The sequence below is a fragment of the Streptomyces sp. VTCC 41912 genome, from assembly GCF_045799175.1.
Lineage (GTDB): Bacteria > Actinomycetota > Actinomycetes > Streptomycetales > Streptomycetaceae > Streptomyces > Streptomyces albulus_C.
The window spans coordinates 351,184-369,215 of record NZ_JBJMAB010000002.1; the positions used below are offsets into that span (position 1 = coordinate 351,184).

Here is an 18,032-nt window from a genome sequence, read left to right on the forward strand (position 1 = left end):
TCCGGTATGAGCGAGCACGACCGGCGACACCCCGACCAGAGTTCCGACGCGGCATCAGAAACCGCTGGCAACGACCCCCACGACACCCCGTCGGCCCGCTTCGACGCGCTGTACGGGGCGCACGCCGGGCCGCTGATCCAGCAGGCGCTGGTGCTCACCGGACGGGCCCGGCTCGCCCGGCGGGCCGTGCAGCGGGCGTTCCGGACGGCCTGGCAGCGCTGGCCGGAGGTGGCTGGGGCACCGGACCCGGTGGGGTGGGTGCGGGCGGCCGCCCACGACTACGCGCTGGCGCCGTGGCGGCGGCCGCTCCCCGGGCTGCGGCCGGCCGAACGCCCCGGGCCGGGCACGCCCGCGCCGCCGCCGGCCGCCCCGCAGGACCATGCGCTGCTGGTGGCGGTGCGGGCGCTGCCCGTTCCGTACCGCCGGGCGCTGCTGCTGCACGACGGACTCGGGCTGGGGCTGCACGAGACCGCGCTGGAGGTGGAGGCGAGCACGCCGGCGGCGACCGGGCGGCTGACGCACGCCCGGGAGTGCCTGGCCGAGCGGCTGCCGGAGCTGGGTCTTCACGAGCTGTCGCCGGACGCGCAGGGCGCGGTGCTGCGGTCCCGGCTGACCGCGCTGGCGGCGTCCCGCCCGGTGGTGCCGCCGCCCGCGCCGGAGGTCCGGGCGGACGCCGAGCGCTGGACCCGGCTGACGACCCGTGCGGGGTTCGGGGCGGCCGGGCTGCTGGCGGTGACGGCGCTGGCGGTGTCGTTCACCGCGCCGGACGGCTACCGGCCGCCGCGGCCGGTCGTGGCGGCGTCCGGCCCGGTGGTGCCGCCGCCCGCGCGGGCGGCCGCGCCACCGGTGGCCCAACAGGCGCACCGGGGCCCGCACCACCGGGCGTCGCACCACCCGCCGCACCACCGGGCGGCGGCGCACCGGGCGCTGCCGCCGAGTGCCCGGCTCTCCCCCGACGTCCGGTGAGCCCGGCGGGTGCCGGGGTGCCCGCAGACAGGCCGTGGGCCCGCACCCGGGAGGGGTACGGGCCCACGGCCGTCAGGCACGGGGCGGGGTCAGCCGCCCAGGATCTCGCGGGCCAGGAGCGCGGTCTCGGACGGCGTCTTGCCGACCTTCACGCCCGCGGCCTCAAGGGCCTCCTTCTTGGCCTGGGCGGTGCCGGACGAGCCGGACACGATGGCGCCGGCGTGGCCCATCGTCTTGCCCTCGGGCGCGGTGAAGCCCGCCACGTAGCCGACGACCGGCTTGGTGACGTTCGCCTTGATGAAGTCGGCCGCCCGCTCCTCGGCGTCGCCGCCGATCTCACCGATCATCACGATCAGGTCGGTGTCGGGGTCGGCCTCGAACGCCTCCAGGGCGTCGATGTGGGTGGTGCCGATGACCGGGTCGCCACCGATGCCGACGGCCGAGGAGAAGCCGATGTCCCGCAGCTCGTACATCATCTGGTAGGTCAGCGTGCCGGACTTCGACACCAGGCCGATGCGGCCCGGCTTGGTGATGTCGCCCGGGATGATGCCGGCGTTGGACTGGCCGGGGGTGATCAGGCCGGGGCAGTTCGGGCCGATGATCCGGGTCTTGTTGCCCTTGGCCTTGGCGTACGCCCAGAAGGCGGCGGAGTCGTGCACCGCGATGCCCTCGGTGATGACGACGGCCAGCGGGATCTCGGCGTCGATGGCCTCGACGACGGCGGCCTTGGCGAAGGCCGGCGGGACGAAGAGGACGGAGACGTTGGCGCCCGTCTTCTCCATCGCTTCCTTGACGGAGCCGAAGACCGGGACCTCGGTGCCGTCGAAGTCGACGCTGGTGCCGGCCTTGCGCGGGTTGACACCACCGACGATGTTGGTGCCGTCACCGAGCATAAGCTTGGTGTGCTTCATGCCGGTGGCGCCGGTCATCCCCTGGACGATGACCTTGCTGTCCTTGGTGAGGAAGATAGCCATGGTGTTTGGAGTCCTCGTCCCTTACTTGGCCGCGGCCAGCTCGGCGGCCTTGTCGGCCGCACCGTCCATCGTGTCCACGCGCTGCACCAGCGGGTGGTTGGCGTCCGAGAGGATCTTGCGACCCAGCTCGGCGTTGTTGCCGTCGAGGCGGACGACCAGCGGCTTGCTGACGTTCTCGCCCTTGGACTTGAGGAGCTCCAGGGCCTGCACGATGCCGTTGGCGACCTCGTCGCAGGCGGTGATGCCGCCGAAGACGTTGACGAACACGGACTTGACGTCCGGGTCGCCCAGGATGATCTCCAGGCCGTTCGCCATGACCTCGGCGGAGGCGCCGCCGCCGATGTCGAGGAAGTTGGCGGGCTTGACGCCACCGTGGTTCTCACCGGCGTAGGCGACGACGTCCAGGGTGCTCATGACGAGACCCGCGCCGTTGCCGATGATGCCGACCTGGCCGTCGAGCTTGACGTAGTTCAGACCCTTGGCCTTGGCCGCGGCTTCGAGCGGGTTAGCCGCGGCCTTGTCCTCCAGGGCCTCGTGCTCCGGCTGGCGGAACTCGGCGTTGGCGTCCAGGGAGACCTTGCCGTCCAGGGCGATGACCTCACCGGAGGCGACCTTGGCCAGCGGGTTGACCTCGACGAGGAGGGCGTCCTCCTTGATGAAGGTCTGCCACAGCGTGACCAGCACCTCGGCGACCTTCTCGGCGACCTCGGCCGGGAACTGCGCCAAGGCGACGATCTCGCGGGCCTTCTCGATGGAGACGCCCTCGTTGGCGTCGACCGGGACCTTGGCGAGCTTCTCGGGGGTCGTCGCGGCGACCTCCTCGATGTCCATGCCGCCCGCGACCGAGGCCATGGCCAGGAAGGTGCGGTTGGTGCGGTCCAGGAGGTAGGAGACGTAGTACTCCTCGGCGATCTCCGGAGCCGTCTCGGCGATCATCACCTTGTGGACCGTGTGGCCCTTGATGTCCATGCCGAGGATGTCCGTCGCCCGGGCGACGGCCTCGTCCGGCGTGGCGGCCAGCTTCACGCCACCGGCCTTGCCGCGGCCGCCGACCTTCACCTGCGCCTTGACGACGGACTTGCCGCCAAGGCGCTCGGTCGCCGCGCGCGCCGCCTCAGGCGTGTCGATGACTTCACCGGCCAGCACCGGTACACCGTGCTTGGCGAAGAGGTCCCTCGCCTGGTACTCGAACAGGTCCACGCGCGTCCGTCCCTTGTCTTCTCAGAATCGCCGTAGTGATCGCGGTTCGTTCGTCTGCGATGGGCGTGCCGCGAAGGGCAACGTGACGGCGCTGTCACTGGGGAGGCGTATGCACGGTGTCCGGATACGCGGCATGTCCGTCTCGCAGGGTATCTCCGCTGGACATGCGTCCCTAAATCAGAGATCACACTCCGGCGGTGATTACGGTCACAGATCTTTTGGCCAACGTACTCCGCCGCCCCTTTTCCGCAGGGGCACCTCGGCGCGCCGGAGGTATTTCGCAGGGCCGACCGGGCGTGCGGGCGACCGGGCCGCCGTCCGCCGTGCACTCCGGCGTCGTGCGCCGTTCGGGCGGCGGGTGCCGGCGCCCCCGTGCACCCGTGCGCACCCGGCCCGTTCGGTTCCGGTTGCGGGGAAGCGGGAAGCCCTTCGGGAAGACTCCGCAACGGGCCCGCACAAGACCTCCGCAGGCGGTGTCCGGAAAGGCCCTTGCCCGTCAACTCCCGCTGAAAGAAACTGCGTTGAGCACTTACGCATCAGGAGTCACAGGCCGGAGTCGCGCACTTCCGGGCTTGGTCCGGTGCGGGTCGGACCGCGGAACACGGACCGCCTCGCGCCGGATGCAGACGGGGGAACTTGATGGGTAGTGGGGGGATGCCCGACCGCGCTCACCGCTGGATGCGGTCGCGGACTCTTCCGCGCCTGCCGTCCCTCCCCCTTCTCCCCGCCCACCCCTCCCGGTTTTCTCGATTTCTTGGTGTCCTCACACTCGGTGCCTGAAGGGATTGGAGGGGGAATGCCGACACATACGACCTATCCCGGCGTCTATGTCGAAGAACTTCCCAGCAGCATCCGCAGCATCACCACCGTGACGACCTCGGTGACCGCGTTCGTCGGCCACACCCGGCGCGGGCCGCTCAACCAGCCCGTCCGGATCACCAGCTTCGCCGACTTCGAGCGCCGCTTCGGCGGCCTGACCTCGCGCAGCCCGGTCTCCTACGCCGTCCACCAGTTCTTCGGCAACGGCGGCGCCGTCGCGGTGATCGTCCGGGTCGCCAAGGCCGGCAGCGGCAAGGAGGCCCAGGTCACCCTGGAGTCCACCGAGGGCCGCAGCCAGTGCCCGGTCCTGGAGGTGCACGCCAAGGAGCCGGGCATCTGGGGCGACGGCCTGCGCATCGCCGTGGACCACGACACCCCGTGCCCGGAAGAGACCTTCAACCTCCAGGTCCTCGACGCGCACGGCACCGCCCGCGAGTCCTTCACCGGGCTGTCCATGAACCCCGGCAGCGGCCGGTTCGTCGAGACGCTCGTCAACGCCGGCTCGTCGCTGATCCGCGTGGCGGCCGTGGGCGAGGGCCGCCCGGACCCCTCCGGCACCGTCTCCAAGCCGTTCCACCACGAACTCCCGGACCTGACCGTGGAGTTGACGGTGAAGATCGGCGAGGTGGAGCGGGAGTTCACGCTCTACGACCCGGACTGCGACGGCGAGCCGCCGTGCGACGTCACCGAGTTGGCGCTGCTGCTGGAGCACAAGCTGCGCTCCCTGCCGGACGCGCCCGGCAGGCACGCGTTCGCGGGCGCCCAGGTGATCTCCTTCGGACGCCGCATCCAGGTGGTGGCCGGCTCCACCGACCCCGGCGACGTGGTCCGCTTCCTCGGCGAGTGCGCCAACGACCTGGGGCTGGAGGCGTCGGTCAATCCGCCGGTCTTCCCGCTGTGCGGCGGCGAGGACGGCGACCCGCCCGGACCGCGCGACCTCATCGGCAGCGAGGCCCGCAAGAGCGGCCTGCAGGCGCTGCGCGACATCCCCGACGTCAACCTGCTCGCGCTGCCCGAGCTGGCCTCGTACGCGTCGGTCGACGACGCGCTCACGGTGGTCTCGGCGGCCCAGCGGCTGTGCCGGGAGCGGCGGATCTTCCTCCTGGTGGACGCGCCCGCGGCGTGGGGCAGCGTGGACGCCGCCCGGGCCGGGATCGGCGCCTTCGACACGGTCCGCGACGACCACGCGGCCCTGTACTTCCCGCACCTTCAACTCACCGACCCGCTCACCGGCCGGCTGCGGTCCTTCCCGCCGTCCGGCGCGCTGGCCGGCGTGATCGCCCGCACCGACGGCGAGCGCGGGGTGTGGAAGGCGCCGGCGGGCACCGAGGCGCGGCTGGCCGGCGTGCACGGGCTGACCGTCAAGCTCACCGACCGCGAGAACGGCCTGCTCAACCCGCTCGGCATCAACTGCCTGCGGACCTTCCCGATGGTCGGCCCGCTGGTGTGGGGCGCCCGCACGCTCCAGGGCTCGGACGCCCTGGACAGCGAGTGGAAGTACGTCCCGGTGCGCCGGCTGGCCCTGCACGTCGAGGAGAGCCTGCTGCGCGGTCTGCAGTGGGTGGTCTTCGAACCCAACAACGAGCAGCTGTGGCAGCAGATCCGCCTCAACGCCTCCGCCTACCTGCACTCCCTCTTCGAGAAGGGCGCCTTCCAGGGCGGCACCCCGCGGCAGGCGTACTTCGTCAAGTGCGACAAGGACACCACGACCGAGGCGGACATCGAGAACGGGATCGTGAACGTCGTGGTCGGCATCGCGCCCGTCAAACCGGCCGAGTTCGTGATCGTCAAGATCCAGCAGCTGGCCGGCCAGTTCGACCTGTAGGGCGCGGGGCGCCGGGTCCGGCCGACGGGCCGGCCCCCGTGCGCCCCACGACGCCGACGTTCAAGGAATCCGACGTGAAGGAATCCGATGGCTGAGTTCAAGATCAACGCCCATCGCTTCGACCCGTACAAGAACTTCAAGTTCCTGGTCCTGTGGGACGGCCGGACGGTCGCCGGGGTCAGCAAGATCAGTCCGCTCAAGCGCACCACGGAGGTCGTCAAGCACCGCAACGGCGGCGACCCCAGCTCCCCGCGGAAGTCCCCGGGCCGCTCCGAGTTCGAGGGCATCACCCTGGAGCGCGGGGTCACCCACGACCCGGAGTTCGACCGCTGGGCCAACAAGGTCTGGCAGGTCGGCGCCGGCCTCGGCTCGGAGGTGTCGCTCGCCGACTTCCGCAAGGACATCGTCATCCAGGTCCTCAACGAGGCCGGGCAGGTCGCCGTCTCGCACAAGATCTACCGGTCCTGGCCCAGCGAGTACCAGGTCCTGGGCGAGATGGACGCCAACGCCAACGCGGTGGCCATCCAGAGCCTCAAGCTCGAATGCGAGGGCTGGGAACGCGACTACGAGGTGCCCGAGCCGGAGGAGCCCTCGTTCACCCACCCGGCCTGAGCCGCGGCACCGGGGGTGGTGGGGCGACGGGACAACGGATGACGGTCACCGGGCCGGCGGAACTGCTGGCCACCTGGGAGGCCGGGCTGGCCGAGCGGGGCGCCGCCCGGGCCCTTCTGCTGCACCGGGCGGCCCGGCCCGACGCGGCGCCCAACGCCCTTGCGTCGGCGCCGCTCGGGGAGCGCGCGGCCGACCTCTTCGCGCTGCGCCGGGCCCTGTTCGGCGACCGCATGGAGATCACGCTCTCCTGCACGGTGCCCGGCTGCGGCGCCGCGCTGGAATGCGAGCTGGACGCCGGGGAGTTGGCGGCCGCGCGACCGCGACCGCCGGAGGACGGGCTGCGGGTGGACGAGGGCGAGTGGACGGTCCGGTTCCGGCTGCCCACCCCCGCGGACCTCGCCGCCGTGGCCGCCGCCCGAGCGCCCGACGGCACCACCGCCCGGCGGCTGCTCGCGGCCCGCTGCGCCCTCGCCGCCCGGCGAGCCGGCCGGCCGGCCACCGCCGAGGAGGTCGCCGCCCTGCCCGACCCGGTGCTCAAGCGGTTCGCCGCGGCCGCCGAGGACGCCGACCCCGGCGCGGAACTGACCCTGGAGATCGCCTGCCCGGAGTGCGGCGCGGCCACCCCGGCGGAGCTGGACATCGCCGCGTACCTGTGGACCGAACTGGACGCCTGGGCCCGGGACCTGCTCCTCGACGTCCACCTGCTCGCCTCTGCCTACGGCTGGAGCGAGCCCGAGATCCTGGCGCTCAGCCCGCTGCGGCGCCGCTACTACCTGGAGCTGTGCGCGGATGCCTGAGATGCCCGAGCGGACGCCCGCCGCGTCCGGCGACTACCTCGGCCGGCTGCTGGCCCGGCACGCGCCGCCGCCACCCGACCCCTTCGGCGCGCCCGGCGTCGCCGACGCCCCGGCGGCGCGCACGCTCGTCCGGCCGCGGCTGCCCGGCCCGTTCGAGCGGGTGGAGGCGGTGCGCGGCCCGGCCGCCGACGATCCGGACGACGACGGTCCGTCGTCCCCGTGGTCGACCGGGCGCCCCGCCGCGGCACCGTTCGCCTCGGCCGGCCCGCGCACCGAGCGGTGGACGGAGGTCCGGACGGAGCACGCGCGGGAAACCGTGGTGCGCACCGAGGCGGCGCCGGACCGCGCGGCCGACCGCGCCGCGGCCGAACGGGAGCCGGGGCCGGGCGCGTTGCTGCGACCCGCCACCACGGCCGCGCCGGGGGCCCGGGCCGCCGCCGAGGGCGCACGGCCCCGGGGACGGGCGGCGGCCGGCACCGAGGAGACGGCGCCGAGCCGCGGGGCGTCGCCGGGCGGACCCGAGGCGGTGGGCCGGGCGCACACCGGCGTGCTGCGCCCGCGCCTCGACGACCTGCCGGCACCGCGCCGTCCGGTGCCGCCCCGCGCCGGTGCCGCGACCGGCCGGCGGGGCCCGCGCGGCCCGGCCGAGCGGGTGGTGCACGTGCAGATCGGCCGGCTGGAGGTCAGTGCGGCCGGCGCCGAACGGTCCGCGGCCGGCACCGGTCCGGCGCGCCCCGAGCGGCGGGCGCCCGCGCTGAGCCTCGCGGACTACCTGGCCACCCAGCAACGGACTTCAGGGGGACGGTCCACATGAGCAACGCACTCGCCCTCGCGACGGTCACCCAGGCCCTTGCGCTGCTGATCGAGCACAACCTGCATCCGGAGATCGACCTGGCCGTCTCGGTGGAGACCCGCAAGCCGCCGGCCGACCCCCCGGCCGACCCGACGATCACCGTGTTCCTGTACCAGGTCTCGCACAACCCCTCGATGCGCAACTCCGACCTGGTCACCCGGGCCTCCGACGGCACCCTGCTCAAGCGCCCCGCCGCCGCGATCGACCTGCACTTCCTGATCAGCGCGTACGGCGAGGAGCAGGAGCTGGTCGGACAGCGGCTGATCGGCAGCGTGGTGCGGACCCTGCACGAGATCCCGGTGCTGCCGCGGGAGTTGATCGAGGAGGCGGCCGAACGCCCCTACCTGGCGGGCAGTGACCTCGCCGAGTCCCTGCAGAAGGTCCGGTTCACGCCGACCCAGATGGACGTGGACGAGACCTCCAAGCTCTGGGGAATGCTCAACAACACGCCGTACTCCCTGTCGGTGGCCTACCAGGCGTCGTTGGTGCTGCTGGACGGCCACCAGAAGCCGGCGCCGGCCCGGCCGGTCAAGCGTCCGGAGGTGACGGTGGTGCCGGAGGTGCCGCCGGAGGCGCCGTTGGGGGACCCGACGGTGCCGCTGGGGGACGCGGCCCCGGTCCCCGGTGCGGCGGACGGCCCGGCGGCGGACGGCCGGTCGGCGAGCAGCCCGGCGGAAAGCCCGGCGGCGGACGGCCGGTCGGCGGACGACGTGCCGACGGGCGCACCCGAGGCGCCCGCCCCGACGAAACGGCCCGCGAAGAAGACGACGGGCGGGCCCCGGAAGGCCGCCAAGTCAGTTGTGCAGAGCGGGAGTTCGGGCGGAGGCCGCGCGGGGACCGGCTCGCGCCCCCGCCCCCGCAAGACACCCGGCGACGGCCCGCGGCAGGCGGCCCGCGCCGACGACGCGGGCCGGAGCGACGACGGCGGGGAGGACTGAGGCGCGGTGCGGGGAACGGGGGCGGAGGAGGACGCGGGCGACATGGCGGGCAACGGCGGGAACAGCCCCGGGGCGGCGGCGCCCGGCGAGGCGGACACCGGGGAGGACGGCGCAGCGCTGGCCGGCGCCGTCCGGGCCGTGCTCGCGCGCCTGGACGCACACGCCGCCCGGGCCCGCGGCAACGCCCGCACGGGCGCCGGCGGGGACGCAACCGCAGCCGGGACGGCGGGCCCGGCCGTCACCCCCGACGGCCAGGAGGACGCGGCGGAGCCCGGCGCCCCCTCCCCCCAAGCCCTCGACACCCTCACCGCCTGCTTCGGGCTGACCCCCTTCGAGCGGGCGGTCGTCCTGCTCGCCGCGGCCGCCGAGCTGGACCCGACCACCGGCGCCCGCTGCGCCGCCGCCTGCGGCGACCCGTCCCGCCCGCACCCCACGTTCTCGCTCGCACTGGCCGCGCTCGACGCACCCCACTGGAGCGCCCTGACACCGGTCGCCCCGCTGCGCCGCTGGCGACTGGTCGAGCTGGAGGACGAGACCCGGCTGACCGCCAGTCGCCTGCGGCTCGACGAACGCATCCTGCACTTCCTCGCCGGCGCCCCCTACCTGGACGCCCGGCTGCACGGCCAACTGCGCCGCACCGTCCCGCCCGAGACCCTGCCGCCCGCCCACGAGACGGCCGCCCGGCAGGTGGCGGCGGGCTGGACGGTTGCCGGGCCCGACGTCCCGTTGCGGGTCGAGCTGGTCGGCGGTGACCTGCGGACCCGGGGGGAGATCGCGGCCGCCGCGGCCCGCCGCTCCGGCCTCGGCCTCTACGCGATGAGCGCCGCCGACGTCCCGAGCGACCCCGCGGAACGGGACCGGCTGGCCCGGCTCTGGCAGCGGGAGGCGATCCTGCTGCCGGCCGCGCTGCTGGTCGAGGTCGGCGAGCTGGACCGGGAGCAGCAGGCCGCCGCGGACGCCTTCGTCGCCGGCAGCGCCGTCCCGCTGGTCGTCGCCAGCCAGGAGCCTCGGCCGACCGGCCACCCGCGCGGCGCCCGCGTCACCGTCCCCGCACTCTCCGACGAGGAGCAACTCGGCCTCTGGCGCGACGCCTTCGCCGACCTCCCCCAGGTGACGGAGCGCCATCTGGCGTCCCTCGTGGCCCAGTTCCAGCTTCCCGCGCACGTGGTGCGGTCCACGGCGGCCAGCGTGCGCCGCGACCTGCCGCCCTCCGGCACCGTCGATGCCGTCGATGCCGTCGAGCTGGCCTGGCGGGCCGGGCTCGCCGAGGCGCGGATGGGCCTGGACGAGCTGGGCCGCCGGATCGAACCACGGGCCGGCTGGGACGACCTGGTGCTCGCCGACCGGCAGCTGCGCATCCTCCAGGAGGTCGTCGCGCACGTCCGCCAGCGCGGCACCGTCTACCGGGACTGGGGCTTCGCGAAGTCGCTGCGCAGCGGCCTGGGCGTCACCGCGCTCTTCGCCGGCGGTTCCGGCACCGGCAAGACGCTGGCCGCCGAGGTGATGGCCAGGGAACTCGGCCTGGACCTCTTCGTCGTCGACCTCTCCCAGGTCGTCAGCAAGTACATCGGCGAGACCGAGAAGAACCTCAGCCGGGTCTTCGACGCGGCCGAGCGCGGCGGCGCGCTGCTCCTCTTCGACGAGGCGGACGCGCTGTTCGGCAAGCGCAGCGAGGTCAAGGACAGCCACGACCGCTACGCCAACCTGGAAGTCAGCTACCTGCTGATGCGCATGGAGGCGTACCGCGGCCTGGCCGTCCTCACCACCAACATGAAGAAGGCCCTGGACTCGGCCTTCATGCGGCGGATCCGGTTCGTCGTCGACTTCCCCTTCCCCACCGAACGGGAGCGGGCCGAGATCTGGCGCCGGGTGCTGCCGGCCGAGGCCCCGACGAAGGGCGTCGACCCGGCGCTGCTGGCCCAACTCACCGTCGCCGGCGGCTCGATCCGCAACATCGCACTCTCCGGCGCGTTCCTCGCCGCGGAGGAGGGCGACCGCCTCCAGATGCGCCACATGCTGGCCGCGGCCCGCACCGAGTACCTGAAGCTGGAACGTTCTCTGGCGCCGTCGGAGGTCCACGGATGGGTCTGAAGCACGAGGTCGGCAGGAACGCCACACGGACGGCCCGCCCCGTCCCCGCGACTCCGGCACCGGCGTCGGCACCGGCACCGGCACCGGCACCGGCGTCGTATGCCGCGCACCGCACGCCGGCACCCGCGCCGGCGCACGAGGACCCGCGGGCGTCCCGCTCCCCCGGCACGTTCCGCATCGACATCGACGAACTGGTGCTGGACGGCTTCGACGCCCGCATCGACCCGAGCCGGGTGTCGGCCGCGTTCCGGGCCGAGTTGAGCCGCCTGGTGCGCGAGCGGGGCGTGCCGCTGGCGGCGGACGGCGGCACGGACCTCGCGCTCGACGGGCTCGCCGGCCTGCCGCCGCTGCCGGCCACCACCCACCCCGTACGGCTGGGCGAGGCGCTGGCCCGCGCGGTGCACGCGGGCCTCACCGGGCGGGGGGAAACGCGATGAGCAGCGCGAACCGCCCGGCCACCCAGGACGACCGGTCCGCCCGCGACGCACGGCGCCGCAAGCGCAAGGAGCGGTCCGCCAAGTCCGCCGCCCCCGAGCCCAAGAACATCGTCAGCGGCGCCGGCCAGCCCCTCGACCTCAGCGTCCGCCGCGAACTGGAGGAACAGCTCGGCCACGACTTCAGCCAGGTCCGCCTGCACACCGACCGCGACTCCGGGCGGCTCGCGGACCTCATGGGCGCCGACGCGTTCGCCGTCGGCCGGGACGTCTTCTTCCGCGAGGGCGCCTACCGCCCCGGCACCGCCGACGGCCGACGCCTCCTCGCCCACGAACTCCTGCACACCGTCCAGGACCCGCACGGCCCCGGCGCCCTGCGCGCCGGCCGCGACCTGGGCGCGGTCAGCCTCCCCCAGGAGGCCATCGAACGCGAGGCGGAGGGCGCGGCCCAGGAGTCCGTCCGCGCCGCCATGCTCGGCACCACCCGACCGGACCACCCGGCCCCGACCGTCGAGCCGGGACAACACACACCCGGCTGGCTCCGCTACGCCACGGTGGACGCCGACCGCCACCGCAGCGAACTGATCGACCCGGCAACCCTGGTGGACCGCCTGGCGAACGGGGTGCTGCGGTCGTTACGGGGGGATCCGGAGGATCGGTCGGGGCGGGTGCGTCTCGAAATCGCCCGGATGGCACCCGAATTGCAGGAGTCGGTGCTGGACCGGCTGGAGGTGCGGCTGCTCAGTTCCGACTTCGACCGGCTGCTGGAACTGGTGACGGAGTCCGAGGTGTTGCCGACCGGCTTCCAGCCGTCGTCCACCCCCGAGCCGGTGCCCGACGCCCTCGACCAGGTGCGCGACGAGCGGGCGGGCCAGGAGCAGCGGGGTCAGGGCGCCGCACGGGCGGAGAAGCAGCGCGCCGAGGACGTCACCGAGGAGAAGAAGGACGCCAAGGGCCGCGCGGCGAAGCAGGACCAGGACCAGAGCAGGGCGCAGCGCGACGCGGCGGCGGAGGACCAGGAGGCCGGCGAGCGCAAGGCGCACGAGGACGAACGGGCCGTCGAGGGCGCGGACGCCAAGCAGGAGCAGCAGCAGGCCGACGAACAGCAGGGCCAGGAGCGTCAGGAGGCCGATCAGGCCGATGCCACCAAGGCGGACCGGGCCAAGGACGGTGCCGAGCGCACCAACGAGGAGCGCAAGGCTCAGCGCGAGCGTGAGGAGGCCGACCCGGAACAGGCCAACCGCCCCGGCGCCGACAAACGCAAACGGAACGACGACGCGAAGAAACCCGCGGACGGCTCGAAGCAGGAGGAGCTGGAGAAGAAGAAGCGGGAACAGCCCGGGCCGGTCCGTCCGGAGAAGGTCGACGAGCGAGCCGACCAACGGGACAGCGCGCTGTCCGAGCACGGGCTGAACGAACAGGACGAGGAGGACGGCCCGCCCCGCGAGGAGGAACAGCCGATCGGGCTGGAGGCGGGCGCCGACAAGGACATCAGCGCGAGCGGGGACGCCGGCGCAGCGGCCAAGGGCGGCGCGGGCCCGGGCGAGGCCGCGCTGAAACCGGAGGACTTCCTCCCCGACGCCGACCTGGACGTCTCGTCCGTACCGACCGCCGAGCATCCCGACGCCGCGCTGCCGACGTTCCCCACTCCCCCGCCCACCAAGGCCGAGCAGGTCCAGCAGGAGCGCGAGAACGCGGCGGACGACGAGGAGCACGAGGACGAGCCGGAGGCCGAGACCAAGCCGCCGGGTGCGGAGCTGGGCCCGGTCGAGGGCGAGGCGCCGCAGCCGGAGCACGGGCCGGCCGCGGAGGCCGGGGACCGCACCGAGAAGGACCTCCAGCCCTCGATGCCGGTCGAGCAGGAGGTCGGGCCGGACCCGGAGGCCGAGGACCGGCAGGCCCAGGAGCCGGAGGCCGAGGAGAAACGGGATCCGGACCAGACCCAGGACCAGGACGAGGACGGCGCCCGCCAGGCCAAGCAGGACGCCGACGACAAGGACGCGGACCGCGACGCGGAGGGCGGCACCGGCGAGGAGGCGCCGGACGCCAAGGAGGCCCAGGACGAGCAGACGGAGAAGAAGGAGCAGGACGCCCAGGAGGAGAAGCGTCAGGCGCAGGAGCAACCGGAGGGCGCGGCGGCCGGGAAGCCGGCCGGGGTCCCGTCGGACGGCTCGGCGAGCGCGGGCGGGGACTCGTCCGCGTCATCGGCCTCCGCTTCGGCCCCACCCGCCGGTGCGCACACCGACCGGACGCCGGCCGAGGACCGGCGTCCGTCCCCCGCTGCGCGCCGGGGTGCCGAGCCCGTGCGGGCCGAACGGGACGCGCCGGGCGCCAAGAGCGCGGTACCGAAGGAGTCGGGGCCCGGTGCGGCGCCCGGCGGCGCGGTGGGCGGCACCGAGCCGGCCCCGGCGCCGTCAGCCGCCGCCGGCCCCGGCGGCGCACCCTCCGTCGCCCAGGCCGCGGTCGGTCCGGCGTCCCAACAGGCCGACAGTCCCGGCAAGATGGGCGCGCCCGCGCCCGAGGGGGCGAAGGCCCAACCGGACGCCTCGCTGGAGAAGGACGGCGGGGGCTGCGCGCCGCCGGCACCGGCCGCCGAGAAGGAGGACGGCGGCGGGGGTTGCGGCGGGGGCGGCGGGGGTGCGAAGGCCGCCGAGGAGAAGAAGGAGAAGGCTCCGGACGTCTCGGCGCAGGACCCCAAGGCGGCGCTGAACACCGTCGGTCAGCTCGCTCCGGACCAGGCGCAGGAGGCACTGCCCGGGCTGGACGGCGCGGCGGACAAGAAGGTCAACGACGAGCAGCAGCGGCTCGACGCCAATCCGCCGAAGCGGGAACGGCCTTCGGGGGCACCGCAGACCCTGCACGGGAAGCCGGAGGAACAGGCCCCGGAGACCCCGGTCACCGGCCAGTTGGAGCGGCTCGGCCCGGAGGAGCAGGGCGAGAAGCAACGGGCCAAGGGCAGCGAGAAGGCCGAGGGTGCCAAGCCGACCGACAACATCCCGACGCCGCACGTGCCGCCCTCGAAGGACGGCAAGCTCACGTCGGACGACGCCAAGAGCGTGGCGGCGGCCGCGGACCAGGTTCCGACCAGCGACCCCGAGCTGCACAACAAGACCGTCGGTCCGGCCCCCAAGATCAAGCTGGAGGGGGACAGCGACCCGCAGCGCACGGACAAGCAGGCGGAGAAGCTCAAGGAGAAGCAGGGCAAGATCCAGGACACCGGGCGGTCGGACGCGTCCAAGTCGCTGGGTGAGGACAAGATCTACCCCGATGCGCCCCAGGAGGAACTCCAGGGGAAGGCCCAGGGCGGTCGGGCCGGTGCGGGGGGCGGCGCGGGCGCGGCGGCCGGTGGTGCACCGAAGCCCGGCGCCGGGGCGGTGGCCAAGCAGGAGCGTGGCGGCGAGATCAAGAGCGCCACCGGCCAGGCCGGCACTCAGGTGGCCACCAAGGAGAAGGAACAGCAACAGGGCGAGCAGAAGGCCAAGCAGGAGAAGCAGCAGCAGATCGACAACGAGGTCGCGCGCAACACCGAGCAGCAGACGGCGGAGCGCGGCCGGGTGGCCGATCAGTCCAAGACGGAGCGTCAGAACTGGCGCGACGAGCAGGACAAGAAGATCGAGGACGCCGACAAGGACACCGAGAAGGAGCACAAGGACGGCAACGACAAGATCACCAAGGAACGCGACACCAAGGACAAGGAGGTGGACGACCGAAAGAACAGCGACAACAAGGACATCAACACCAAGGCCGATGAGGCGGACAAGGACGCCAAGAAGAAGAAGGACGAGAAGAAGAAGGATTCCGACAGCCTCTTCGGCAAGATCGTCGATGCCGTCGCCGACTTCTTCAAGGACCTCCTGGACGCCGTCACCAAGATCTTCGACGAGGCCCGCAAGGCGATCAACAGTGTCATCGACACCTTCAAGGAGTGGGCGAACAAGGCGATCGACGCGGTCCGCGACTTCGCCGTCAAGGCCATCAACGCGGTCGCGGACGCGCTCATCGCCATCGGCGACGTGCTGCTGGCCGCGTTCCCGGAACTCCGCGACAGGTTCCGCAAGGCCATCAACGACCTGCGTGACAAGGCGATCGCCACCGTCAACAAGCTCGCCGACGGCCTCAAGAAGGCCGTCAACGACCTCCTCGACGCACTCGCCGCCGGCCTCAACGCGCTCCTCAACGTCCTGGAGGCGGGCCTCAAAGCGGCCATCAAGATCTTCCGCGACGCCATCGTCGGCGCCCTCAAGTTCGCCGAGGCCGCGATCCAGGCCCTCGGCCAGTTCGCCGCCCTCGTCGCGGACATCGCCCCGGACCCCGGCGGCTGGCTCTCCAAGGCCGGCAGCGCCGCCAAGACCGGCATCCAGGAACACCTCTGGGGCGCCATCAAGACCGCGGTAGCGCAGTGGTTCGACACCAAGGTCGAAGGCATCCTCGGCCTCGGCAAGGCCGTCATCAACGTCCTGATCAAGGGCTGCATGTCCTTGAAGCAGATCGGCAAGATGGCCTGGGACGCGGTGATCGCCGCCCTCCCGATGATGATCGCCCAACTCGTCATCGAGAAGGTCGTCTCGATGATCATCCCGGCGGCCGGCGCGATCCTCACCATCGTTCAGGGCCTGATGGCCGCGTGGCAGTCGATCAGCGCGATCCTCTCCGCCTTCGGCAAGTTCTTCGCCTTCCTCAAGGCCGTGAAGTCCGGCCCGGCCGCCTGCCTCTTCGCCGAAGCCGTCGCCGCCGGCGTCGTCGCCCTCCTCGAACTCATCATCAACCTCCTCCTGGCCCGCCTCGGCCGGGCCGCGAAGGGCGTCGGCAACCGCCTCAAGGGCATCGCCCAAAAGATCATGAAGGGCCTGAAGAAGACCGGCAAGGGCGCCCGCAAGGCCGCCGGCAACGCCGTCAACCGCGCCCGCGGCGCCGTCCGCAAGGCCACCCAGGCCCTCCGCAAACCCACCGGCCCCACCAAGCCGAAGGGCCCCAAGGTCCCCACCCGCCCCGGCGCCTCCACCGAACACCACCCCACCACCCACCCCGGCTCCAAGGGCCCCGCCACCTCCCACGACCGCCCCACCAGCCGCACCCCCGACAAGGAACGCGACCGCCGCCGCGAAGAAGACGCCGCCAAACGCGAACGCGACGCCGAGGACCCGAAGAAGCACCCGGACCCCAAGAAGCCGGAGAACGAGCACACCCCCACCCCGAAGAAGCCCACCCAGGAGGAACCGGGCGCCAAGACCCCCAAGAAGGACCACGAGGAGAAGCCCCCGGAGCACAAGCCCGAACCCAAGCCCGACAAGAAGCCCGAAACCCCCAAGAAGAAAAAGGAAACCGAGGCCCCCAAGCGCACCAGGCCCCGCAAACCCACTTCCCCGCTGGGCCGCGCCCTCAAAAAGATCAAGGGCAAGGTCAAGTCCGCCCTCAAGAAGGTCCGCAACGCCGGCAAGTCCCTGGGCAAGAAACTCCGCAAGTCCAAGCTGGGCAAGGCCCTGAAGAACAGCGCCAAGAAGGCCCGCGACTTCTTCAGGAAGAAGCGGGAGCAGCTGCATAAAAGCAAGACACGAAGAATCGAACAGAAGAAGAGTCAGCGCGATACCCGAAAAAAGAAAGAAGAACCCAAGGAATCAAAGCAGAAGCGCGTGAATAATGCCATGTCGCGCGTAACGAAGGCGCTCGAAGCACCACTCAAGAAAGGCATACCACAATTCGCCTTCCGGGCGGCCCTTGGCGCCATGAAGATGTGGTACCGACTATCTAGTCTGGCATCTGAGGGCTCGCCGAAATTCGAAGTAGTCGGAACACTAAACCCGAAGGCAAAAGGCCCGAAGGGCGAAAATTCAGACGGCAACGCCTACAGTCCGAGCGCCCCCAAGAAGGCCCCTGACAGGACCGACCCAGAAGAGGTGCACAGGAGAGCAACCCAAGCCCTTGAGCGCCTGGAACGAGAGGGGGTTCACGATCCGGCAAAGAAATCCCTACTCGAACAAATAGCCCGCCAGGCGAGAGAAACCGCGCACGCCGACAAGGACGCCGAACTAGCCGAGCTGCGGGAAGAGGAGAGGAAAGCCCTAGACGGACTCCTTGATGCGTACGAAGGATCCGGCCACAAGAGGTCCGAGCTCGACCCGAAGAGGGAACGAGAAGAGAACGAGGACCGGAAAAACAAAACAAACGAAGAGGAATTCCGCAAGAGGCTCGATAATGCCACGCATATCCCGCCACGTGAGTATGATTCGAAGCACTGGAAGGGAAAGACCGAATCGGAACGCAAGAATGCGAGCATGAACGGCGGACCTGGCCAGTTCATGGCGTCCATGACGGAGGCAGAGGTGAAGAGGCTTGAGCGCGACGCCTTACTGACCGGAAAGCGGGTCACGAAAGCGGGAGTCACTTACGGCTGGAAACGCTTCGATCGCCAGATAGGGTGGGCGAATGGAAAGCCCGCGTTCACGCTCCGGGCAGAAATGACCACGGCAGTTAAACCGTCGATCCACTCGCATCCGCGACTAGAAATGGACTGAAATGATGCAGC

Annotated in this window: 11 protein-coding genes; 9 read left to right on the forward strand and 2 right to left on the reverse strand. The window is 72.3% G+C overall.

Annotated elements, in window-relative coordinates; all coding sequences use genetic code 11:
* The first annotated feature begins 6 nt into the window (after nucleotides 1-6).
* Entirely contained in the window at nucleotides 7-966 is a 960-nt protein-coding gene (locus tag ACJ6WD_RS04955; protein ID WP_407615182.1) for a hypothetical protein, read from the forward strand.
* An 89-nt stretch (nucleotides 967-1,055) separates the two neighbouring features.
* Here ACJ6WD_RS04955 and sucD read toward each other — a convergent pair whose 3' ends face one another.
* Both sucD and sucC read right to left on the reverse strand, forming a co-directional pair.
* On the reverse strand, nucleotides 1,056-1,940 hold the full coding sequence (sucD, locus tag ACJ6WD_RS04960; RefSeq protein WP_016570512.1) for a succinate--CoA ligase subunit alpha: 885 nt from the start codon (nucleotides 1,938-1,940) through the stop codon (nucleotides 1,056-1,058).
* Nucleotides 1,941-1,961: 21 nt separating this feature from the next.
* Nucleotides 1,962-3,140, reverse strand: coding sequence for an ADP-forming succinate--CoA ligase subunit beta (sucC, locus tag ACJ6WD_RS04965; protein WP_016570511.1), 1,179 nt, complete (start codon nucleotides 3,138-3,140; stop codon nucleotides 1,962-1,964).
* A gap of 796 nt (nucleotides 3,141-3,936) precedes the next feature.
* On the opposite strand from sucC, the gene ACJ6WD_RS04970 reads away from it, so the two are divergent.
* The 8 genes from ACJ6WD_RS04970 to ACJ6WD_RS05005 all read left to right on the forward strand — a co-directional run bounded on the left by ACJ6WD_RS04970 (nucleotide 3,937) and on the right by ACJ6WD_RS05005 (nucleotide 18,021).
* Nucleotides 3,937-5,784: a phage tail sheath family protein gene (locus tag ACJ6WD_RS04970; protein WP_407615183.1), complete on the forward strand. Its 1,848-nt coding sequence runs from the start codon at nucleotides 3,937-3,939 to the stop codon at nucleotides 5,782-5,784.
* An 87-nt stretch (nucleotides 5,785-5,871) separates the two neighbouring features.
* Complete coding sequence (locus ACJ6WD_RS04975; protein ID WP_016574124.1) at nucleotides 5,872-6,396, forward strand: phage tail protein; 525 nt, start codon at nucleotides 5,872-5,874, stop codon at nucleotides 6,394-6,396.
* Nucleotides 6,397-6,434: 38 nt separating this feature from the next.
* Complete coding sequence (locus ACJ6WD_RS04980; protein WP_331247769.1) at nucleotides 6,435-7,193, forward strand: hypothetical protein; 759 nt, start codon at nucleotides 6,435-6,437, stop codon at nucleotides 7,191-7,193.
* A complete protein-coding gene (locus ACJ6WD_RS04985) occupies nucleotides 7,186-8,007 on the forward strand; it encodes a hypothetical protein (protein ID WP_407615184.1) in 822 nt (273 codons plus the stop codon). Before ACJ6WD_RS04980 ends, ACJ6WD_RS04985 begins: the two co-directional genes overlap by 8 nt.
* Nucleotides 8,004-8,984, forward strand: a complete 981-nt coding sequence (locus tag ACJ6WD_RS04990; RefSeq protein ID WP_407615185.1) for a Pvc16 family protein — start codon at nucleotides 8,004-8,006, stop codon at nucleotides 8,982-8,984. The genes ACJ6WD_RS04985 and ACJ6WD_RS04990 overlap by 4 nt, the downstream gene beginning before the upstream one ends.
* Nucleotides 8,985-9,026: 42 nt before the next feature.
* A complete protein-coding gene (locus ACJ6WD_RS04995; protein WP_407615213.1) occupies nucleotides 9,027-11,075 on the forward strand; it encodes an ATP-binding protein in 2,049 nt (682 codons plus the stop codon).
* Nucleotides 11,066-11,512, forward strand: coding sequence for a hypothetical protein (locus tag ACJ6WD_RS05000; protein WP_331247772.1), 447 nt, complete (start codon nucleotides 11,066-11,068; stop codon nucleotides 11,510-11,512). Before ACJ6WD_RS04995 ends, ACJ6WD_RS05000 begins: the two co-directional genes overlap by 10 nt.
* The gene (locus tag ACJ6WD_RS05005; protein WP_407615186.1) at nucleotides 11,509-18,021 is read left to right on the forward strand and encodes a DUF4157 domain-containing protein; all 6,513 of its coding nucleotides are present in this window, start codon (nucleotides 11,509-11,511) and stop codon (nucleotides 18,019-18,021) included. Before ACJ6WD_RS05000 ends, ACJ6WD_RS05005 begins: the two co-directional genes overlap by 4 nt.
* The last annotated feature ends 11 nt before the right edge of the window (nucleotides 18,022-18,032 follow it).